The organism is Streptococcus australis (assembly GCF_047463015.1).
Classification (GTDB): domain Bacteria; phylum Bacillota; class Bacilli; order Lactobacillales; family Streptococcaceae; genus Streptococcus; species Streptococcus australis_F.
The window spans coordinates 96,243-117,322 of the sequence record NZ_JASHER010000007.1 but is presented as its reverse complement, the minus strand read 5'-3'; the positions used below and the strand labels follow the sequence as shown (position 1 = coordinate 117,322).

At 42.7% G+C, this 21,080-nt stretch carries 18 protein-coding genes; 15 read left to right on the top strand and 3 right to left on the bottom strand.

All coding sequences use genetic code 11. From position 1 onward, the window contains the following. Nucleotides 1-91 precede the first annotated feature (91 nt). Complete coding sequence (locus QM873_RS07730) at nucleotides 92-1,828, top strand: ABC transporter ATP-binding protein (RefSeq protein ID WP_414279113.1); 1,737 nt, start codon at nucleotides 92-94, stop codon at nucleotides 1,826-1,828. Continuing rightward, a complete protein-coding gene (locus tag QM873_RS07725; protein ID WP_414279112.1) occupies nucleotides 1,825-3,561 on the top strand; it encodes an ABC transporter ATP-binding protein in 1,737 nt (578 codons plus the stop codon). The genes QM873_RS07730 and QM873_RS07725 overlap by 4 nt, the downstream gene beginning before the upstream one ends. Nucleotides 3,562-3,599: 38 nt before the next feature. On the opposite strand, the gene QM873_RS07720 is transcribed toward QM873_RS07725, so the two are convergent. From QM873_RS07720 to QM873_RS07710, 3 genes are all read right to left on the bottom strand, one after another. After that, nucleotides 3,600-4,754 (bottom strand): MFS transporter, encoded by a 1,155-nt coding sequence (locus tag QM873_RS07720; protein ID WP_414279111.1) that lies wholly within the window; start codon nucleotides 4,752-4,754, stop codon nucleotides 3,600-3,602. Nucleotides 4,755-5,344: 590 nt separating this feature from the next. Then, on the bottom strand, nucleotides 5,345-6,085 hold the full coding sequence (locus QM873_RS07715; RefSeq protein ID WP_414279110.1) for an amino acid ABC transporter ATP-binding protein: 741 nt from the start codon (nucleotides 6,083-6,085) through the stop codon (nucleotides 5,345-5,347). Then, on the bottom strand, nucleotides 6,085-8,289 hold the full coding sequence (locus tag QM873_RS07710) for an ABC transporter substrate-binding protein/permease (protein WP_414279109.1): 2,205 nt from the start codon (nucleotides 8,287-8,289) through the stop codon (nucleotides 6,085-6,087). Before QM873_RS07710 ends, QM873_RS07715 begins: the two co-directional genes overlap by 1 nt. A gap of 263 nt (nucleotides 8,290-8,552) precedes the next feature. On the opposite strand from QM873_RS07710, the gene QM873_RS07705 reads away from it, so the two are divergent. From QM873_RS07705 to QM873_RS07645, 13 genes are all read left to right on the top strand, one after another. Further along, nucleotides 8,553-9,500 carry a CPBP family intramembrane glutamic endopeptidase gene (locus QM873_RS07705; RefSeq protein WP_343093677.1) on the top strand — a complete coding sequence of 316 codons (948 nt, stop codon included), beginning with the start codon at nucleotides 8,553-8,555 and terminating at the stop codon, nucleotides 9,498-9,500. Nucleotides 9,501-9,642: 142 nt separating this feature from the next. Continuing rightward, on the top strand, nucleotides 9,643-11,631 hold the full coding sequence (gene uvrB, locus QM873_RS07700; RefSeq protein WP_343093676.1) for an excinuclease ABC subunit UvrB: 1,989 nt from the start codon (nucleotides 9,643-9,645) through the stop codon (nucleotides 11,629-11,631). A 13-nt stretch (nucleotides 11,632-11,644) separates the two neighbouring features. Next, entirely contained in the window at nucleotides 11,645-12,268 is a 624-nt protein-coding gene (locus QM873_RS07695) for an NAD(P)H-dependent oxidoreductase (RefSeq protein ID WP_343093675.1), read from the top strand. Between the two features lie 516 nt (nucleotides 12,269-12,784). After that, complete coding sequence (locus tag QM873_RS07690; protein ID WP_343093674.1) at nucleotides 12,785-13,219, top strand: hypothetical protein; 435 nt, start codon at nucleotides 12,785-12,787, stop codon at nucleotides 13,217-13,219. Nucleotides 13,220-13,245: 26 nt separating this feature from the next. After that, nucleotides 13,246-13,713, top strand: a complete 468-nt coding sequence (locus QM873_RS07685) for an 8-oxo-dGTP diphosphatase (protein ID WP_414279108.1) — start codon at nucleotides 13,246-13,248, stop codon at nucleotides 13,711-13,713. 103 nt (nucleotides 13,714-13,816) lie between these two features. Further along, nucleotides 13,817-14,221, top strand: a complete 405-nt coding sequence (locus tag QM873_RS07680) for a PaaI family thioesterase (RefSeq protein WP_154857990.1) — start codon at nucleotides 13,817-13,819, stop codon at nucleotides 14,219-14,221. Next, on the top strand, nucleotides 14,196-14,966 hold the full coding sequence (locus QM873_RS07675; protein WP_414279107.1) for an HAD family hydrolase: 771 nt from the start codon (nucleotides 14,196-14,198) through the stop codon (nucleotides 14,964-14,966). The genes QM873_RS07680 and QM873_RS07675 overlap by 26 nt, the downstream gene beginning before the upstream one ends. 109 nt (nucleotides 14,967-15,075) lie before the next feature. Next, nucleotides 15,076-15,411: a zinc ribbon domain-containing protein YjdM gene (locus QM873_RS07670; RefSeq protein ID WP_009731127.1), complete on the top strand. Its 336-nt coding sequence runs from the start codon at nucleotides 15,076-15,078 to the stop codon at nucleotides 15,409-15,411. Between the two features lie 244 nt (nucleotides 15,412-15,655). Continuing rightward, nucleotides 15,656-16,294 carry a Pr6Pr family membrane protein gene (locus QM873_RS07665; protein WP_414279106.1) on the top strand — a complete coding sequence of 213 codons (639 nt, stop codon included), beginning with the start codon at nucleotides 15,656-15,658 and terminating at the stop codon, nucleotides 16,292-16,294. A 243-nt stretch (nucleotides 16,295-16,537) separates the two neighbouring features. Next, on the top strand, nucleotides 16,538-17,059 hold the full coding sequence (pyrR, locus tag QM873_RS07660; RefSeq protein WP_006596278.1) for a bifunctional pyr operon transcriptional regulator/uracil phosphoribosyltransferase PyrR: 522 nt from the start codon (nucleotides 16,538-16,540) through the stop codon (nucleotides 17,057-17,059). A gap of 93 nt (nucleotides 17,060-17,152) precedes the next feature. Then, entirely contained in the window at nucleotides 17,153-18,070 is a 918-nt protein-coding gene (locus QM873_RS07655; protein ID WP_414279105.1) for an aspartate carbamoyltransferase catalytic subunit, read from the top strand. An 89-nt stretch (nucleotides 18,071-18,159) separates the two neighbouring features. Then, nucleotides 18,160-19,257 (top strand): carbamoyl phosphate synthase small subunit, encoded by a 1,098-nt coding sequence (locus tag QM873_RS07650; RefSeq protein ID WP_195610766.1) that lies wholly within the window; start codon nucleotides 18,160-18,162, stop codon nucleotides 19,255-19,257. Continuing rightward, nucleotides 19,254-20,981 carry an ATP-binding protein gene (locus QM873_RS07645; RefSeq protein WP_414279104.1) on the top strand — a complete coding sequence of 576 codons (1,728 nt, stop codon included), beginning with the start codon at nucleotides 19,254-19,256 and terminating at the stop codon, nucleotides 20,979-20,981. Before QM873_RS07650 ends, QM873_RS07645 begins: the two co-directional genes overlap by 4 nt. The last annotated feature ends 99 nt before the right edge of the window (nucleotides 20,982-21,080 follow it).

Below are 21,080 nucleotides of genomic sequence, written 5' to 3'. Positions count from 1 at the left end.
TTTCAACTCTCTCTGCTTTGCAGGGAGAGTTTTTCTCTCTTTCTAAATTGTGGTAAAATGAGTACATCCATTAGAAAGAGAAACTAGTAGTATGAAAGACTTATTGAAATACTTCAGGAATTATAAAAAAGAAACCATACTGGGACCGTTTTTCAAGTTGTTAGAAGCAAGTTTTGAATTACTGGTTCCACTTTTAATTGCCCAGCTTGTCGATCAGCTGATTCCCCGTCAGGACCAAGGTGGAATGCTTGGGGTGGTTGGTCTCTTATTTGTTTTTGCTACTTTTGGCGTTCTTGTAGCGATCACGGCCCAATATTATTCATCAAAAGCAGCCGTTGGTTTTACGAAGGAATTGACCAATGATTTGTATGAGAAAATTCTCAGCTTATCTAAGGAGCAGAGGGATCGCCTAACCAGCTCAAGTCTCGTGACGCGACTAACCAGTGATACCTATCAAATTCAAACAGGAATTAATCTATTTTTACGTCTATTTCTCCGTGCGCCAATTGTCGTTTTTGGCTCTATTTTTATGGCCTTCACTATTAGTCCGCAACTGACAATGTGGTTTATTGGAATGGTTGCTCTCTTGACCCTCATCATTGTCCTTATGTCTCGTCTGGTCAATCCTCTTTATGCGCGCATCAGGAAAATTACGGACCGAATGGTTACCATCACGCGTCAGCAGTTACAAGGAATGAGGGTTATCCGCGCTTTTGGGCAGGTAGCTCATGAAGAAGCAGAGTTTAATGAGGTTAACCAAGACTATACCAAATGGCAATTACTAGTATCCAAATGGTCTAGTTTGATCAGTCCTATGACCTTCTTAGTCGTGAATGGAACTTTGATTTGTATTCTTTGGCAGGGACAAGCCTCCATTCAAATGGGGACACTCAGTCAAGGAATGTTGGTAGCCTTGGTCAATTATCTGCTTCAAATTTTAACGGAATTACTAAAGTTAGCCATGTTGGTGACCTCGCTCAACCAAAGCTATATTGCTGCTGGTCGGATTGTCCAAGTATTTGATGAGAAGAGTGAAGATTTTGATCAAGAGTTAGATGAGCTATCTGCTTCAAATCCTCAACTGGCTCTTGAGATCAAAGATCTTGTCTTTACCTATCCCTTAGCAGCAAAACCGTCTTTAGAAGGCATTCACTTATCTTTGAACAAGGGACAAACCTTAGGAATCATTGGAGGGACAGGATCAGGGAAATCTACCCTGGTTCAATTGTTAGGATATCTTTATGGCCCAAGTCAAGGAAATCTAATCATTTTTAAAGATGGACAGAGTCCCAAGACTCTTGGTCAGTGGCGTGACTGGATAGCAGTAGTTCCTCAAAAAGCAGAGCTCTTTAAAGGAAGCATTCGTTCGAATTTAACGCTAGGATTAAACGAGGAACCGAATGAAGAGCAGTTGTGGTGGGCCTTGGAAGTTGCGCAAGCAGCTGATTTCGTCCGTGAGAAAGAAGGGGGGCTAGACGCTCTGGTAGAAGCATTTGGACGAAATTTTTCCGGCGGTCAACGGCAACGGTTGACCATTGCTCGAGCTGTCCTTCGCAAAGCTCCATTTTTGGTGTTGGATGATTCCACTTCGGCTTTGGACTATTTGACAGAAGCACGACTCTTACAGGCTTTTAAAGAGGAGTTGACGGAAACCAGTCTCATCCTCATCTCGCAACGGACCAATAGTCTGCAAAGAGCTGACCAAATTCTCGTCTTAGATAAAGGCAAACAGGTCGGCTTGGGAAGTCATGAAGACTTGGTGGCAACCAATCCTTTATACCAAGAGATTCATTTCTCCCAACAGAAGAGAGAGGAGGGAGCAGAATGAAACAGAAGACTTATTTACGGCGCTTGCTTGCTGATATAGGCAAACAGCCCATCTGGCTCATCTTAGCCAGTCTGGGAACCATCTTACAAGTCTTGTTAACCGTCTATATCCCTATCCTAATCGGGCAGGCAATAGACTTAGTGGTGCTCCCTGATGCAGCACATCTCTTGCTCCCACTTATCTTACAAATGGGTCTAGTAATTCTTTTTTCAAGTCTGATTCAATGGTTGAATCCCTTGGTTTACAATCAGATGATCTATCGCTACAGTAAAGACTTAAGAGAGAAGGTCATCCAGAAAGTCCATGTCCTTCCTTTATCTTACCTGGATCGTCAAGGTACTGGGGATTTGGTCAGTCGCTTGACCACGGACGTTGAACAACTGAACAATGGTCTATTCATGGTCTTTAATCAGTTCTTTGTTGGTCTTCTCACGATTTTAGTGACCATCGCTAGTATGGCCCGATTGGATTGGATGATGATGGGAATGGTTTTGATCCTGACTCCTTTATCTCTCTTTATCGCTCGTTTTATTGCCAAGCGTTCCTATCATCTCTTTCGGATGCAGACCCAAGCACGTGGGGCTCAGACACAGATGATTGAAGAATCTCTCAGTCAAGAAAGCTTACTCCAAGCTTTTAATGCACAGGGTCAGTTTAAAGACAAGTTTATTGAGATCAATGGCGACTATGCTGGTTATTCTCAAGAGGCGATTTTTTATTCCTCTACCGTTAATCCAGCGACGCGCTTTGTCAATGCCCTGATTTATGCGTTGGTGACGGGATTTGGAGCCTTCCGAATCCTATCGGGTACTGGCTTTACTGTTGGCCAGTTGGTGACCTTTCTCAACTATGTCAATCAGTATACCAAACCCTTCAATGACATCTCCTCTGTTCTTGCTGAGTTGCAAAGTGCCTTGGCTTGTGCAGAGCGCCTCTATAGTATCCTAGACCAAGAGGAAGTGAAAGAAAGTGGTAAGAGAGACTTGCAAGAAGACGCTGTCAAAGGGGCAGTCCAATTCGATCATGTCAGCTTTGGTTATCGCCCTGATCAAACCCTCATAAAGGATCTCTCCATTTCCATCCCGCCGGCTAGTAAGGTAGCCATTGTTGGTCCAACTGGAGCTGGGAAATCTACATTGATTAACCTTCTCATGCGATTCTATGATGTGGATCAGGGGCAGTTGCGCTTAGATCATGAAGCTGTAGATAGCTATAGTCTAGCAAGCTACCGCAAGCAGTTTGGGATGGTGCTCCAAGAGACTTGGCTCAAAGTTGGAACGGTTCATGAGAATATCGCCTTTGGTCGACCAGATGCTAGTCGGGAAGAAGTGGTCCAAGCAGCGAAAGCTGCCAATGCTGATTTCTTTATTCAACAGCTTCCAGAAGGTTATGATACCTATCTAGCGGATGCGGGAGACTCCCTCTCTCAAGGACAAAGACAGCTTCTGACTATTGCTCGGGTCTTTCTTGCAGTACCTAAGATTCTGATCCTAGATGAGGCGACCTCTTCCATTGACACGCGTACAGAGTTGCTCATTCAGGATGCCTTTCATAAGTTAATGGTGGGTCGGACCAGCTTTGTAATCGCCCACCGCCTGTCTACAATTGAAAATGCGGATCTCATCCTAGTCATGGTAGATGGAAATATCGTTGAACATGGGAATCATAAGGAGTTGATGGCTCAAAGAGGTGTTTATTACAAAATGCAAACTGCCCAACTTTCTAGTAATTAAGACAGAAAAAGACTGGATGTTTTTCCAGTCTTTTGTGTTTAATCCTGCTGATCTTTTAAAAGATAGAGAAGAGAGAAGGCTAGGAGTGCCATAGCAATACCTAATACGGTAAAGATGAAAGCGTTGCTGTCTGAGATGAGACCGATGGTGTTGAGAGCGAAAGGTGTAATGGCCGCTCCAAAGCTACAACCCAAGACGGCTACAGAGGTCACTTGGTTTAATCGTTTGGCAGGAATCTTGGCTGACAAGATTTGGAAAACCATGGTGAGGGCAGTGCTATACGTATAGCCAGAGAAGAGGGCGGATAGAGCAAGAAGGGGGATACTTGGCGAAAGGGCTACAGCCATCATTGAGAAACCGTAAGCAATCCCGGCATAAGTGATCAATTTGCTCTTGAACAAATGTACAAGGCCAGAGAAGGTGAGACCAGCTAGAATTCCGATTAATTGCATAGCACTTAGAATGAAGCTGGCTGAATTATGCTGATCCTTGAACGTGTAGGCGACAATACTTGGAATGCGAAGAGTTACTCCGACGTTGCAAAGGACAATCATTGCGGCTACAATGGCCAAAATAATAGTTAACTTCCATTCTTCTTTTTGGAGTGGTTCTTTCTGATTGGCTTGTGTATGCTGACTTTCTTCTTGCTGGTGGTAAGGGACAAAGGTCATGAAGAGAAAGAGAACGATTAAGCCGGCCCCGTAGGCTAGGAAGCTAGAAGTCCAGCCGAATTGGAGGAGGAAGCCGACCAATAAAGTGACGAGGGCTGTCCCTACGACCTCGGCAGAACCACGAAATCCAAGAGTTTGGACTCGTTCACGTCCATGATAGCGTTCGCTGATAATTGAAATAGCCTTAGCATTGATCAAACCGACACCCATTCCAAAGATGAAACGAGAGATGAAGAGGATAGGATAAGCTTGGTTAATGAAAGGGACCATTCCGAAGATTGAGAGGATTAACAGACCAGTGATAATCATCTTTCTCTCATCCAAGAAGCGTTCGATAAAGGTGTTGAGGAAGAGGGTGAGCATAATCCCAGCGGATGGAAGGGATACCAAGAGTTCGATCTGACTTTTAGGGAGATCCTTATAGTATTCAAACATATAGGGAAGTGCACTCGAAATCGAAAAAGACGTTGTTAATACAAGAGATAAAGAAAGGATACTAACCTTTTCTAATAATTTTTTCATAATCATCCTTCAGTCACATATTTGGTCAAAAGACACTCTACTATGGTATAGTTTTTTGCTTCATTTAGCAAGTTATTTAAATGAAATTTCTTAATAATTTTCATATTTGGAAGAAGAAAAAAACTGGTTTTTATTCCAGTTTCAAATTGAAGACAAAGTGATTTTAAAAACTTTCCTTAGGTGAGTATGGACGTCAGCAAACTTCGAAGAAGTTCCATGACTAAATCAAGATACAAAGGGCGTCTGCGGGTAAAGTCAAAATAGGAAGTTTGACGCAGAATCTTTAGATTCTAGGAAGACTTATCTTTTTGACACAATCCGCAGCCCGTGTTCAATTCGTTTTGAATCCCTTCGCTCTTTAATCTCTGGGCTCAGGCTAAAACAGTTTCCCAAACTGTTTTACTCTCAAAACTCCCGAGTGGTAGTGACACTAGTGTCTCTATCACTTTTCTCACGGCGGAAAGTTTTACATCTACTTAAATATCTATAAAAAATAATCATTTTTTGAAAATCATCTAGCCGTTTTATGTAAAAGAATCGTTTGTATACATTCAAAAAAACTGGAGGTTTAACTCCAGTTTTTATTTCTATTAAACGTTTAAAACTTTATCCAAGAATTCTTTTAATCGTGGGTGTTGTGGGTTGTCGAAGATTTGGTCTGGTTTGCCGTCTTCGAGGAATTCTCCATCAGCGGTAAAGATGACACGATTGGCTACTTGGCGAGCAAATCCCATCTCGTGGGTAACGATAATCATGGTCATGCCTTGTTTAGCCAAGTCCTTCATAACGTTCAATACGTCCCCGACCATTTCAGGGTCAAGGGCAGAAGTCGGCTCGTCAAAGAGCATGACGTCTGGCTTCATTGCCAAACCACGCGCAATGGCCACCCGCTGTTTCTGACCACCCGAGAGACTATCCGGTGAGACATTAGCTTTATCAGCCAGTCCAACCTTTTCCAAAAGTTCCATCGCTAATTCCTTAGCTTCTTCACGACTCATGCGTTTGTGCTCCAAAGGAGCAAACATGATGTTTTCGATGACACTCATATGAGGGAAGAGGTTGAAGTGCTGGAAGACCATCCCGACATTTTCACGAACGATATCAATGTTGGTTTTTGGATCAGTCAGGTCATAGCCGTTCACGGTAATCTGTCCCTTGGTTACTTCTTCGAGAAGATTGAGACTGCGTAGGAAGGTGGATTTACCAGAACCAGATGGTCCGATAATACAAACCACATCTCCTTCGTAGAATTTTGTTGAGATGCCTTTTAGGACCTCATTTTCACCGTAATATTTATGGAGGTCATGGACATCAATTTTTAATTTAGCCATTAGTTAGCCCTCTTTTCTAATTGTTTTGCAAAGCGTGTCAATAAGGTAATGATGACGAGGTAGAAGACGGCAAGGATCGCATACATCTTGAAACTTTGGTAGTTTCGAGCGATGATAATCTTACCAGTCTGGAAGAGCTCGACCAAACCGATCGCAGACACGATAGTCGTATCTTTCAGTGCAATAACGAATTGGTTGACGAAGTTTGGAAGCATCAGTTTAGTTGCTTGAGGCAAGATAATCTTGCGCATGGTCTTGCTATAAGAAATCCCGAGGCTTCGACTGGCTTCCATCTGTCCGGCAGGTACGGCTTGAATCCCACCACGAACAATCTCAGCGATATAAGCAGCAGCATTGAGGGAGAGAGCGATGGTACCTGCAAGGAAGTCATTGATTGGGGATTGGTGACCCGTCATGGACTCGATCAAATTGGGAATTCCCCAGAAGATGAAGGCAGCAAGGATCATCAGTGGGATACCACGGATGACATCGACGAAGATCTCAGCTGTCCAACGAAGCCATTTATAAGGACTCACACTGAACATTCCAAAGATGATCCCAATCACCATAGCAATCGCAAATGATAGAAGTGCTAGTGCAATAGTGACCCCAAGTCCACTTAACAATTGTTTGTAGTTGTTTTGGAGCAAGCCCCAGATAGTCGTTTCATCCACTGAAGTAGATTCTGTGCTTTCTTCGCTATCGCTTGAAAGGTACTTATCCAAGATCTTTTGGTATTCGCCACTTTCTTTTAAGTTGGCCAAACCGTTGTTAAACATATCAATCAATTCAGGGTTCGAATCTTTTTGAACAGCAAAGGCAATCTGACCACTTGGAGTACCTTCGATAGGTGTTTTGAATTTACGTCCTTGTTTAATGGCATATTTGATAACAGGTTCGTCATCCATGATGGCAGCTACAGAACCTGAGTTCAAACTGTCATACATAGAAGCCCCATCTGAGAAGGTTTTGATTTTATATCCATACTTACTCTTGTTTTCCTCGAGGAAAGTTTGAGAAGCCGTGCCATTTTTAACACCGACTGTTTTTCCTTTTAGGTCTTCGTAGGAAGAAATTTTACTACTCTCTTGAACAGCAAGAATTGAATTTGTTGTATAGTATGGATCAGAAAAGTCAAAGGTTGCCTTACGTGCATCTGTCACAGTCATGCCGGCAATCATTCCGTCCGCATTTCCGTTCTGAACATCACTGACCGCAGCATCAAAACCAGGGTTGCTAATTTCTAGGGTAAAGCCTTGGTCTTTGGCAATGGCCTTAATCAATTCCATATCAATCCCAGTGTATTTACTTTGATCATTTTGGAATACGAAGGGAGCAAAAGAGGAATCACTAGAAATTTTGTATTTTTTCTTCTTAGGAGTCGCCTTTTGTCCTGCTTCAGTGCTCGTTTCTGGAACAACAGTAGTGCTAGCAGTAGTTGTTGTCCCAGATGATGATTGGCTGCTACCAGTCCATTTTTCAATAATTTGATCTAGCGTACCATCTTTCTTCATTTGAGCAAGAGCTGTATTGAATTGTTTAATGAGGTTTTCGTGAGAACCATCCTTCTTGACCCCAAAGGCAAAGCTTCCGACAGCTTCCCCTTCTATATTAATAGAAAGATCTTGGCCTTGCTTAATGGCGTATTCGATAACAGGTTGGTCATCCATCACAGCATCTACAGCTCCTGTAGATAAACTGTTGTACATGAGATCTCCTGTATCAAAAGTTTTGATCTCGTAACCGTACTTATCCTTGTTCTTCTGAAGGAAGCGTTGCGCAGCTGTCCCGTTTTTAACACCAACTGTCTTGCCTTTAAGCTGGTCATAGGAAGTGATTTTGTTAGCTTTCTTAGTCGCAATCACGACTTTTGTATCATAGTAGGTATCAGACATGGCAAAGACTTGCTCACGTTCCTTGGTTTTGGTCATTCCTGCCATAATGGCATCGGCTTGACCAGATTGGACCATGTTGACGGCCGCATCAAAGCCTGGGAAAGACTTTTCTAAGGTCCAGCCGTTGATTTCAGCGACCTTATCCAAGATTTCAACGTCAATTCCTTTATAAACTTGGTCTGAGTCTTTAAATTCGAAGGGCGCATATGCTGTATCGAAAACGACTTTTACAGTTTCAGCCTGTGCTTGACTCGCAAAGGCGAATAGTGGAAATAAGAAAAGCAAACATGCTACTAGTTTTTTCTTCATTTCGTTCTCCTTTATATCTAATCCAGTTGTCTCGAGAAGAGTAATGGAAGGGATACCCAAAAGGGCTCAAAAAAATAAAGAATTCATACTGAAAACAAGTATGAATTTCAATCATTTATTTTATACAAGTATTATCATATCATAAATGAAACCTAAAATCAAGAAATTCAATCAACTCATGTCAGGTTATCTAACATGACCTAATCTTGCAGTCTCAGATTTTCTTTGCTACAATGGACCTATTAGATAAATGGAGGTCGATCATGAAGAAGGGGAAGATCATTCAAGATATAAAAACTAACACCTCATGGCCAGTACTTGTTTCTACACTATTCTATGTGTTTTTAACCTTCCTATTTGTTGAAGGTGGACTTTGGTTTGGGAGTGAGTTTGTTGGACCATTTTCTCTAGTCATAGAGTTTTTAACAGAGCTCTTTTCACCAGGCAATGGAGGAGCGAGTGTCCAAGAATTTTTCTACCATTATTTTCTTTATTATGAGCTTTTCAGTTTTGTATTCATTCTCTTACTCTTTATTTTTTGGGTGAAGTTCATTGAGAAGAATCCCTTATCGACTTTAGGTTTTGTAAAAAGGAATTGGCTCAAGTATCTAGGTTGGGGGATCTTGCTTTCACTGCTTCAAATGGGTGTGATTGCCCTTGTCTACCAGGTGGGGGGAATCGGGTCTTTTGAGCTTAATGAATTAAGTTTAGAACCCATCCTCTTTATTCTAGGTTTATTCCCATTTTGGCTTCTTCAAGGAGGAACAGAAGAAGTGGCGACGCGGGGTTGGCTCCTAACTCGGATTGCAGCAAGAACTAATCTCCCTTTAGCAATCGCGATTTCTAGTAGTCTCTTTGGCTTTCTTCATCTGGGAAATTCAGGGGTGACCTTCTTATCCGTACTGAATATCATCCTCGATGGAGTGCTAGCTGGTCTTCTCCTTATCTACACCGATAGTATCTGGCTAGTGGTTGCCCAACACGGTACTTGGAACTATGTACAAGGGAATCTCCTTGGTTTTCAAGTCAGTGGGACGGGCGCAGATGCTTCGATTTTTAGTTTTACCATGGGATCAGGACCTGACTGGCTGACTGGAGGGGCATTTGGAGCAGAAGGATCGATCATCACCACTCTGGTTCTTCTTCTATCCCTCGTGATTGTTTATCGCTTAGGGGAGAGAAGAGAAAGAGTTGTTACTGAACAAGTGTGAAATCAATGAAAGGAAATAATGATGAAAACGAAGACAGGTTCTTGAGCCTGTCTTTTTTTTGAACCAATATCCTTTCTTCAAATGTCAGAGAAATATCCTTCATTGTGGTAAAATAAAAGGAGTATAGTCAAAGGAAGAAAGTATGATTAATCGAATTACAGATAACAAATTTAAACTTGTATCCAAATACCAACCGTCTGGGGATCAACCGCAGGCGATTGAACAGTTGGTGGATAACATCGAGGGAGGAGAAAAGGCACAAATCCTGATGGGAGCGACTGGTACGGGGAAGACCTATACCATGAGCCAGGTCATTGCTCAAGTCAATAAACCGACCTTGGTCATCGCCCACAATAAAACCCTAGCAGGTCAGCTCTATGGAGAGTTTAAGGAATTTTTCCCTGAAAATGCCGTCGAGTACTTCGTATCTTACTACGATTACTACCAGCCAGAAGCCTATGTGCCATCGAGCGATACCTACATCGAAAAGGATAGCTCGGTCAATGATGAGATTGACAAGCTTCGTCACTCCGCGACTTCAGCATTGTTAGAGCGTAACGATGTCATCGTTGTCGCATCTGTTTCATGTATTTACGGTTTGGGTTCGCCTAAGGAATATGCCGATAGCGTGGTGAGCCTGCGTCCAGGTCTGGAGATTTCTCGTGATAAACTGCTCAATGACCTGGTGGACATCCAGTTTGAGCGCAATGACATCGACTTTCAACGGGGCAAATTCCGTGTTCGGGGGGATGTGGTCGAGATTTTCCCAGCTTCGCGTGATGAGCATGCCTTTCGTGTTGAGTTTTTCGGGGACGAAATTGACCGCATTCGTGAGGTTGAAGCTCTGACTGGTCAAGTCCTTGGTGAAGTGGACCACTTGGCAATTTTCCCAGCTACCCACTTCGTGACCAATGACGACCATATGGAAGTGGCCATTGCCAAGATTCAAGCGGAACTTGAAGAGCAGTTAAAGGTCTTTGAAAAAGAAGGCAAGCTTTTAGAAGCCCAGCGCCTGAAACAACGGACGGAGTATGATATTGAAATGCTACGAGAGATGGGCTACACTAATGGCGTCGAAAACTACTCTCGTCACATGGATGGCCGGAGTGAAGGAGAGCCTCCTTATACTCTTCTAGACTTCTTCCCAGAAGATTTTCTCATCATGATCGATGAAAGCCACATGACCATGGGACAGATCAAGGGCATGTACAATGGGGACCGATCACGCAAGGAGATGCTGGTCAACTATGGTTTCCGTTTGCCGTCGGCCTTAGACAACCGTCCACTGCGTCGGGAGGAGTTTGAAAGCCATGTCCACCAGATTGTTTATGTGTCTGCGACACCGGGTGATTATGAGATGGAACAAACAGATACTGTCATCGAGCAGATCATTCGTCCGACAGGTCTTCTCGATCCTGAGGTGGAAGTGCGTCCGACTATGGGACAAATGGACGATCTCTTGGGTGAGATCAATGCGCGTGTGGAACGTGGAGAGCGGACATTTGTCACCACCCTGACCAAGAAGATGGCAGAGGACTTGACCGACTACTTCAAAGAAATGGGTGTCAAGGTCAAATACATGCATTCGGATATAAAGACTTTGGAGCGGACGGAAATAATCCGTGATTTGCGTCTGGGCGTTTTTGATGTCTTGGTCGGTATCAACCTCCTTCGGGAAGGGATTGACGTACCGGAAGTGAGTCTAGTTGCCATACTCGATGCGGATAAGGAAGGTTTCCTCCGTAACGAGCGGGGGCTCATCCAGACCATTGGTCGTGCTGCCCGTAATAGTGAGGGGCACGTCATCATGTATGCGGACACCATGACCCAGTCTATGCAAAAAGCCATCGATGAAACAGCCCGTCGTCGTCAGATTCAGATGGCCTACAATGAAGAGCATGGTATTGTCCCACAAACTATCAAGAAGGAAATCCGTGACCTGATCTCTGTTACCAAGGCGGTGGCCAAGGAAGAGGATAAGGAAGTGGATATCACCAGTCTCAACCGCCAAGAGCGCAAGGAACTGGTCAAGAAACTGCAAGGTCAAATGCAAGAAGCTGTCGAAGTGCTTGACTTTGAACTAGCAGCGCAAATCCGCGATATGATGTTGGAAGTCAAGGCCTTGGATTAGGGAGGAGATAGGAATGAAAATTCTAGTCATCAATGGGCATCCAGATAAGGAAAGTTACTGTCAGGCTATTTTTCAAACCATAGTCAAAACTATTGACTCAAAGCGCCATGAGCTTGAAGTCATCAGTCTCAATGAAGAGGATTTTGACCCTGTATTACGCTATGGCTATCGAAAGCGGATGGAAGAAGATCCCTTTATCCTTCGTTCTCAGGAATTGATCCAGTGGGCGGATCATTTCATCTTTGTCTATCCCATCTGGTGGAGTAGTATGCCGAGCCTCATGAAGGGCTGGATCGACCGGGTCTTTACACCGGGGATTGCTTACTCGGCCAATGATCGGGGAAGCTTTATCTGGAATTACCTCAGAGGCAAGCAATTTAAGAAGTTACTCAAAGGCAAAACAGCTAGTATTTATGCGACCTCCATGGCGCCTACTTGGTGGTATAAGATTTTTTCAGGCCCCCTCAACATTCCTGATAGTTATGGCATCTCTGTTTTGAAGAATGCCGTCTTGAACCACTGTGGGATCAAAACCAAGCGCGTCTGCATCTTGGGAGAAGTCGGCCGAGATGTGAATACCGCTAGCATACGGGAACAGCATCTCCAAAAGGTGGCAGCAGAAGTCAAGAAACTTTGATCAGAGATGGGTTACTACTGATAAGTTAGTGTCTTTAGTTGTATTTTGAATAGGGTTTAGTTAAACTATTAACATAATCTATAAAACATAGGAATGATTTAATATGCTACTTTTTATCTATATGATCTATGTCATTTATTCACTATCAAAAATGAAAAATGAAGGCAAAAGAGTCTCAATTTTCACTAAGTTGATTGTTTACAGCTTATTGATACTCTCTTTGTTTATGCTCTATTTCAGTTTTTTGTCATTTTTATTTAGTCCGTTACCATTTTTTGGCTTTCTAGCTGCTTTTGCTATTGGTGGTATGATGCTATCTCTGAAAATAGTCATTGCCCTTCTTTTGCTTCTATTATCACTCAGCCTATTCTTAGATAGTAAAAATAGTGAACCGGATATGCCTCTGATTGATCATTGGCTACGGTTAGCAGTCCATATTCTGTTGATTATTATTTAAGGGGAGCACGCTATTCGTTTTATCTTAAACTCAAACCAATGTTTACATAGCAGAGGTCAATGATGGGAAAGCATTTGAATCTGTTTAGGATACTGTATCTAATTCTTTTACTTTTTGTTTTTGTTAACTTTGTATTAGGTTACTATGGCTATGCCTTTACTCCTCTCTTGTGGAATCCTTGGTTATATCTAGGAGCTGTGATAGTTTTTTGTCATATCTGGTATCGCTTTTATCGAACTCACGCAGTCAATTGGAAGAATGTAGTGGGGCTACTGTTTAGTTTCTTTGCTAGCCTGATCCTAGTATTATTCATTGTGTTTTTCTTTAGTTTTGATGGTCATGGTTTGGTAACGATTCACTCGGAGTATTATTTAAAAGAGAAGTCAATTGTCTTTCAAAGAGGTTCCCTTTTAGATGCCTTCGATGAATACCATGAGCTAGTAAATCCCTTTGTCATGAAAAAAGAGATAAAGAAAAAAGTTTATATTGATTAATTGTCAATATCATAGAAAGGAAATATATGTCACGTACAACGCCTACTATACTGTGCAATCTTTGCATAGTCGAAGATCTTGAAAATGGGAAAGTAGTCCTCCAATACCGCTCACCTGAAAAGACTCACTGGGCTGGCTATGCTTTTCCAGGTGGCCATATCGAAGAAGGAGAAAGCCTTGTAGAATCCGTCATTCGTGAAATCTACGAAGAGACAGGACTTACAATTACAAATCCAAAACTGGTCGCAGTCAAAGACTGGCCACAAGATGAGGGCGGTCGTTACATCGTCTTTTGCTACAAAGCGACAGAATTTACAGGCCAGCTAAGATCGTCTGAAGAAGGAGAAGTTTCTTGGGTTGAGAAGGACCAATTAGAAAAGTTGGACTTGTCCTACGACATGCTTCCTCTACTGGAAGTGATGGAAGACCCGGACTTGCCTGAGTTCTATTATCGCAAACGGACAGACGATGATTGGGAAAAATTTCGCTATTAAGAGTTGGGTACACCAGCTCTTTTCTTATTCTTGTAAGAAGTGGAAAAAAGTAGTATGATGGAAGGGTTTAGGAATACCTGATCTAGGGGGAATAGAATTTATTATGAAGGATTTTCATTTTGATGCCATTGCGGCATTTGAAAATTATGAGATCGATACCATGAGAGATGGCCATGTCGTTGTGACAACCAAGGTGGTCGAATCCTCTCTTAATTATTATGGAAACGCACACGGTGGCTATCTCTTTACTCTATGTGACCAGATCAGTGGCTTGGTCGTGATTTCTCAAGGGGTAGACGGGGTAACTTTGCAATCTTCCATCAATTACTTGAAAGCCGGGCGTCTAGGAGATATCCTAACCATCCACGGGGAATGTGTCCACAGTGGCCGGACGACTCGGGTTGTCGATGTTGATATTACCAATCAGGAAGGTGCCAATGTCTGTAAGGCGACCTTTACCATGTTTGTAACGGGAGAAAGAGATGAATCAGCAAAAGTACGCATTTAAAAACTATATTTTTGATTTTTATGGAACCTTGGTCGATATCGAAACCGATGAGTCGAGTCCAGTCTTATGGGATACCATGGCCCAAATCTACCAGTCCTATGGTGCTCATTATACAGGGGAAAGTTTGCAAGTCCGCTATAAAGAGTTGGTGCAGCAAGCTGAGCAAAGTATCGCTCGGGAAAAACAGGTTACTTATCCGGAGATTGATTTGACCGTGATTTTCGTTCAGCTTTATCTAGAGAGTCATCCAACAGGAGCCAGTGTCCATCATCTCAAAGAGTGGGGACGCTTGATCGCTCGGACTTTCCGTGTTCTCTCTCGCAAACGCTTGGAGCTCTATCCGCACACGAAAGAAGTCTTAGAAGATATGAAAGCTGCAGGGTGTCGGATCTATCTCTTATCCAATGCACAAGCAGACTTTACCAACCCAGAGATTGATTTGCTTGGCCTAAGAGAGATTTTCCATGATATTTATCTGTCGTCTGATGCAGGGATTCGCAAACCTCAGCGCGAATTTCTCATGAAAGTTATCAAAGACCACCAGTTGAATCCGAATAAAACGGTCATGGTAGGGAATGACTTCACTACAGATGTGGCTGTAGCGAAAAGCATCGGCATGCAAAGTATCTTGATCAATACCTTCCCCTACTCTGACGAAGAATTACAGAATAGAAGCCAAGCAGGCGTGCGCGTGATTCGAGACATTCAGGAGTTGCAAGAAGATAAAGGTGATCATCAATTTTAGGAGGCCAAGTTGCCTCTTCTTTTATTGAAAATGCTACAGTTAAACAGAATTTGTCAAATTTTCCCTTTCATGGTATACTATGGGAGTTAATTTTGATAAGGAGATTGAAATGAATAACTTACCAAACTGTCCAAAATGTAACTCTGAATACGTCTATGAAGATGGTGCCCTCTTGGTCTGTCCAGAGTGTGCCTATGAATGGAACCCAGCTGAAGTTGTGGAAGAAGAAGGTGTTGTAGCCATCGACGCGAATGGAAATAAATTGGCTGATGGCGACACTGTCACCTTGATCAAAGACTTGAAAGTGAAGGGTGCACCAAAAGATTTGAAACAAGGAACGCGCGTGAAAAACATCCGTATCGTCGAAGGCGACCACAATATCGATTGTAAGATTGATGGATTTGGCGCAATGAAACTTAAATCAGAATTTGTCAAGAAGATCTAAAGAAAAGAAGAAATAGTTCTATATAAAGTATACAAATTAATAGAGTTGTTTAAGTTTATAAGGAACTTTCCGCTGTGAGAAAAGTACTTGAAACAGTATTGTTTCAAGTACTCGGGAGTTTTGAAACTTTAGGTTCAAAACTAAGTCATGGAACTTCGAAGAAGTTCGCTGACGTCCGTCTTCACTTAAGGAAAGTTCCTGATTAAACTGAAGGGCCTAAACCCTTTTCTTTTGGGAGAATACTATGAAATTCAAACTATTGTTTATCTATCGTTTTCTATTGTTTATCTTGAGTGTGATCGGCGTTTATCTGCAACTGACCAAGCATGGTGGCTTTGGGATGATGCTCTATTACACCATTTTGTCCAACATGTTGGTCATGTTCTTTATGGGGGACATGGTCTGGCGCATGCTTCGTGGTCGTTCGACCCAGACTCAGGGCTATCTTCGTTTAAAAGGTGGTGTCACCATGTCTATCATGATTACCTGTGTCATCTACCACTTTATGCTAGCACCCATCGCGACACCTGAGAAGTTTTACCGCTTGGAAAACTTCCTCTGTCACTACATTGTTCCTTTGATGTTCTTCTTTGACACCCTGGTGATTGATAAACCAAAACAATACCGTAAGTCGGATCCATTAGCTTGGACCTTGCTTCCCGTACTCTATATGGTCTTTGCTCTTCTCAACGGTTTGGTTCTTAAGTGGCCAGTTCCAGGGGCAAAAGACAGTCCTTTCCCTTATTTCTTTATCAATGTCAATCGTTTTGGTTGGCTATATGTGGTTAAGATGGCGACCATCATTTTTGTCGCTTATTTACTAGCTGGATGTGGCTTGTTTGCCTTGAAAAGAATTGGGAAAAAAGGAACAGATCATCATTAAATAGAAGATTTGTGGATTTAAATCCGAACATTAGAAGAAAAAATTAAGTTTTTTCTTGCATCCCTCTATAAACTGTGATATAGTATGGATAATTAAATAGTCCTTTAATCCTGTCCCGTGAGGCAGGCAAGGAGTCTGATCAAAATAAGGGGTAGACTGGATGCGTTCTAGATACTATCTCTTAGCATTTTTCTGAAGCCTCCTTGAAAAGGGAGGCTTTTTTCTATCAATTAGGAGGAAAAGATGAAGATCAAAGAAGTCGTTGATGATCTGACCATGAAGCGGGCGATTACTCGCATCACTTATGAAATCATCGAACGGAATAAGGATCTGAGCCAAATTGTTTTGGTAGGGATCAAAACTCGTGGCGTATTCATTGCCAATCGCATCAAAGAACGGTTAGCACAGCTAGAACAGATAGAAGTTCCAGTCTGTGAATTGGATACCAAGCCTTTCCGTGATGATATCAAAGTAACAGAAGATTCAACCGTTTTACCAGTAGATATTACTGGCAAAGATGTCATCCTGATTGATGATGTCCTTTATACAGGTCGGACTATTCGAGCAGCAATCGATAATCTTGTCAGTCGCGGACGCCCATCGCGTGTCAGCCTGGCTGTCCTAGTGGATCGTGGTCATAGAGAATTGCCGATCCGACCAGATTATGTTGGAAAGAACATTCCAACAAGTCGATCAGAGGAAATCATTGTCGAAATGACTGAGCTAGATGGTCAAGATCGCATCTTGATCGAGGTGAGTGAATAAGGTAGTTTTCAAATCGTCGCTATATACAGGAGCGACTGAGGGAGCTTCCTGTATCGTTTTCACATATGCATATCTTTGGAATGGAGTTACAACATGTCTACAAATCAAATCGCACTTAAAAACCTTGTCTCAATGGAAGCTTTATCAAACGAAGAAGTTATGGCTTTGATTAAGCGTGGGATTGAGTTTAAAAATGGAGCAAAAGCTCATTATGACGAGCAACATATCGTGGCTAACCTCTTCTTTGAGTCATCAACACGTACGCACAAAGCATTTGAAGTGGCTGAATTGAAATTGGGGTGTGATCTCCTTGACTTTGATGTGAAAACGAGCTCTGTAAACAAGGGTGAAACGCTCTACGATACAATTTTGACCATGTCAGCTCTCGGAGTCGATATCTGTGTCATCCGTCACCCAGAAGTAGACTACTACAAGGAATTGATTGAAAGTCCAACCATCACAGCCTCTATTGTCAACGGTGGAGATGGATCTGGTCAACACCCAAGCCAAAGCTTGCTCGATTTGATGACTATCTACCAAGAATTTGGTCACTTTGACGGCTTGAAAGTTTGTATCGCTGGGGACTTGGACCACTCGCGTGTTGCAAAATCCAATATGCAAATCTTGAAACGTTTGGGAGCAACCCTCTACTTTGCAGGCCCAGACGAATGGAGAAGTGCGGAATTTGAAGATTATGGAACCTTCGTCACTATCGATGAAGTGATCGAAGAGGTCGATGTCATGATGTTCCTCCGTGTGCAACACGAGCGTCATGATTATGAGTCTCTCTTCTCAAAAGAGAACTACCATCGTTTGCATGGCTTGACACAAGAACGCTATGATCGTATGAAAGACACAGCCATCTTGATGCACCCAGCTCCAGTAAACCGCGATGTGGAGATTGCTGACCATTTGGTAGAAGCTCCTAAATCACGTATTGTAGAGCAAATGACCAACGGTGTCTTCGTCCGTATGGCGATCATTGAAGCGGTATTGGCTGGACGTAAATAATAATTTAGTAAAGTGAAAGGAGAAGTGAGGGAGTCTACAAGAAGGTGGTCTTTTCTCACTTTTCTTTTTGGAGTTTGTAAGGAGAATTTATGGTAAAACGTCTCTTAGTATTAGAAGATGGGACGGTTTTTGAAGGAACTGGTTTTGGAGCTGATACCTATGTCAGTGGGGAATTGGTCTTGAATTCTGCCATGACGGGTTATCAGGAGTTGATAACTGACCAGTCCTATAAGGGGCAAATCTTAGCCTTTACCTTTCCAGTTATTGGTACAACAGGGATTAACCGAGATGATTATGAATCTATTTTTCCAGGTTGTCTAGCAGTGGTCGTGCACCAATTAGCAAGCCATCCAAGTAATTGGCGCAAACAGTTGTCCTTAGATGCCTACCTGAAGAAACACAACATTCCAGGGATTCAAGGAGTAGATACTCGAAAGCTGGCTAAAATTGTTACCGAACATGGAAGCATGAAGGCTACAGTGGTTAATGAAGGGGATGCGATTGAGCATATCCTAGATCAACTTCGGGCAACCGTCTTGCCTTTTGACCAAGTTCGCCAGGTGTCGACCAAAACGCCCTATGCTGCACCAGGATTTGGTAAGAGTATCGTCTTGATCGACTTGGGCTTGCGGCATTCCGTTTTGCGTCAATTGATTGCACGAGGTTGTAACGTCACGGTCGTTCCTTATTCTATTAAATTGAAGGAATTAAAGGATTTGCAGCCGGATGGCATCATTCTATCCAGTGGTCCAGGGAATCCTCATCATATCGATGGTATTTGCCAGGTCATTGCTAAAATCGATCCTCATATTCCAATTATGGGGATCGGCTTGGGGGCAGAATTGCTGGCCCTTGCCCACGGAGGAAGTCTCGCGAAACTAAAAAGTCCTCATCGAGGTCTCAACATTCCTGTAAAAGAAGTGGCTACTGGAAAAGTCGAAATCACTAGCCAGAATCACCAGTACAACATCGAGCGCGATACTCTTCCACGAGATTTTCTGATCACCCATGAGGAGCTTCATGATCACTCTATCGAGGCCTTTCGTCACCGCTATCTTCCCTTGATCGGTGTTCTCTACCATATTGAGTCCAGTCCAGGACCAAGGGAAAGTCTCTATTTCTATGACGAATTTATGGATCTGATTGAAAGTAAATTAGACGAAAGAAGGGAGGAGTTATGGTCATGAATCAAGTAACGCTTTTGTGTGCAGAATCCTTCAATGATGTCAGTTTGCTTGGAGCACTCACGTCTTATCCCTTATTAAAAGAACGTGGCTACCAGACAGAAATCCTCTATTGTGGAGACGAGAACGGAATCACAAAAGAAGTAGGAAATGCTGTTTCCGTTATTCGTTTAAAGTTGGATAGTCTAAAAGAAGCCCTTCTAGCGACGAAAACCAAAAATTTACTGCTGTCATTTGCGGATAAGCAAGTCCTTGGGCTATTATTTCGATTGGAGGAAATTGGGTTTCTCAAGGAACACAAGATCCGTATTCTAGGAACTTCGCTTAGGCAGTACCGTACCTTTTACCACCAGGCAGACCAAAAGTCTTTTCTACAGGACTTAGGTTATCAAGTTCCTTCCTCATCCTTGGTTTCGACAGTGCGAGAGGCTATTGAGTTCTCAGAGCAGATCCTATTCCCTATTGTTGTTTGGCCACTTGCCAGTAAGCATGGGCAAGGTCGTCGGATTGCTAATAACTTGGATGATTTATGTGATGCTGTCGAAAAAGGACTAGAAGTATCGCCACAGGCTCAGTGTTTGTTGGAGCTCTCAACGGTTGGTTTCAAGGAGTTGGAATACATCGTCGTCCGAGATCGTCAGGATAACTATTATCTTGCGGGAAACATTGAGAGTATCGACCCGGTTGGGATCCATTCTAGTGATTCTTATCAAGTCATCCCAAGTCTGACGTTGACAGATACCGAGCATCAGACCTTGAGAGAGGCAGCTTTGTCTATTGTCCGGCACTTGAGACTGGTTGGAGCGACATCCATCAAGTTTGCGCTAGATCCAAAGAGTTACCAATTCTATATTCTTGAGGTCAATCCTTTTGCTTCGGATTCCTTCTCGACCATGTCCATGGCCTTAGGTTATTCGATTTACCACCAGGCCTTATGCTTAAAGTTAGGCGACCACCTTTTGGACCTTCCTCACCCAACGATGAAGGGTCTTACAGCCCTGTTTGAACCCACTCTAGATCGTATTTTCTTTAAACTACCTGTTTTTCCAATGGAAAAGGTGACAAAAGTTCTCAATACACAAATTCATTCAGTTGGTGCAATTCATGGGTTTGGTAGTAGTTTGGAAGAAGCCTATCAGCAAGCTGTTGAAAACTTCGGTTCGGATCAATGGCCTAAGCGTATTCTGAAGAATGTTTCAGACGATGAACTCATCCAACGGATCGCCAAACGCATGCCATATCGCTTCTCATCTATCTTAGAGGCGTTTCATAGAGGATTCGAAAGGGAAGAAGTGAGTGACCTGAGTCGAATGGATCCGTTCTATCTCCAGTTTTTATATAATCTTTACTTGTATGAGCGACAAGAGATGGTGCAACTATGTCCTGAGCTAAAATTACGTTCTTTGGATTTAACAGCTGGATTCGGTCAAGTTGGTGAAAAGGTTTCTTACTATACTTCGATCTGTGGCGAAGATGAGGCGCCAGATTGGAGTCAATGGACCTTATTGGTTGATCGAAGCGCTCCAGAAGATTCGAGTCAGATTCTTAGACTGATAGATCGCTTGAAGAAGGAGCATGAAAAGGGAAGAAAAGTAGCCCTTCTGACACATCGTCCTTTTGCAGGACATGCAGCAGATACTTGCTTGCGAATCCCTCTCTCAATTTATGAGACCTACCAAGACCAGATTAACAGCCAGTTTGGTCAGGTAGTATATCTGGATGAATAGAAAAAGAGCTTCGGTCAAAATAACCGAAGCTTTTTTAGGAAAATAACAAACTGTTTATTAAATAAAATAGTCAGCTCACTTTTTAAAAACATGAACTCA

Bases quoted from the DNA above. Each gene is read 5' to 3' on its own strand.
- QM873_RS07730 (WP_414279113.1), top strand. From the start codon at position 92: ATGAAAGACTTATTGAAATACTTCAGGAATTATAAAAAAGAAACCATA.
- QM873_RS07725 (WP_414279112.1), top strand. From the start codon at position 1,825: ATGAAACAGAAGACTTATTTACGGCGCTTGCTTGCTGATATAGGCAAA.
- QM873_RS07720 (WP_414279111.1), bottom strand. From the start codon at position 4,754: ATGAAAAAATTATTAGAAAAGGTTAGTATCCTTTCTTTATCTCTTGTA.
- QM873_RS07715 (WP_414279110.1), bottom strand. From the start codon at position 6,085: ATGGCTAAATTAAAAATTGATGTCCATGACCTCCATAAATATTACGGT.
- QM873_RS07710 (WP_414279109.1), bottom strand. From the start codon at position 8,289: ATGAAGAAAAAACTAGTAGCATGTTTGCTTTTCTTATTTCCACTATTC.
- QM873_RS07705 (WP_343093677.1), top strand. From the start codon at position 8,553: ATGAAGAAGGGGAAGATCATTCAAGATATAAAAACTAACACCTCATGG.
- uvrB (WP_343093676.1), top strand. From the start codon at position 9,643: ATGATTAATCGAATTACAGATAACAAATTTAAACTTGTATCCAAATAC.
- QM873_RS07695 (WP_343093675.1), top strand. From the start codon at position 11,645: ATGAAAATTCTAGTCATCAATGGGCATCCAGATAAGGAAAGTTACTGT.
- QM873_RS07690 (WP_343093674.1), top strand. From the start codon at position 12,785: ATGATGGGAAAGCATTTGAATCTGTTTAGGATACTGTATCTAATTCTT.
- QM873_RS07685 (WP_414279108.1), top strand. From the start codon at position 13,246: ATGTCACGTACAACGCCTACTATACTGTGCAATCTTTGCATAGTCGAA.
- QM873_RS07680 (WP_154857990.1), top strand. From the start codon at position 13,817: ATGAAGGATTTTCATTTTGATGCCATTGCGGCATTTGAAAATTATGAG.
- QM873_RS07675 (WP_414279107.1), top strand. From the start codon at position 14,196: ATGAATCAGCAAAAGTACGCATTTAAAAACTATATTTTTGATTTTTAT.
- QM873_RS07670 (WP_009731127.1), top strand. From the start codon at position 15,076: ATGAATAACTTACCAAACTGTCCAAAATGTAACTCTGAATACGTCTAT.
- QM873_RS07665 (WP_414279106.1), top strand. From the start codon at position 15,656: ATGAAATTCAAACTATTGTTTATCTATCGTTTTCTATTGTTTATCTTG.
- pyrR (WP_006596278.1), top strand. From the start codon at position 16,538: ATGAAGATCAAAGAAGTCGTTGATGATCTGACCATGAAGCGGGCGATT.
- QM873_RS07655 (WP_414279105.1), top strand. From the start codon at position 17,153: ATGTCTACAAATCAAATCGCACTTAAAAACCTTGTCTCAATGGAAGCT.
- QM873_RS07650 (WP_195610766.1), top strand. From the start codon at position 18,160: ATGGTAAAACGTCTCTTAGTATTAGAAGATGGGACGGTTTTTGAAGGA.
- QM873_RS07645 (WP_414279104.1), top strand. From the start codon at position 19,254: ATGAATCAAGTAACGCTTTTGTGTGCAGAATCCTTCAATGATGTCAGT.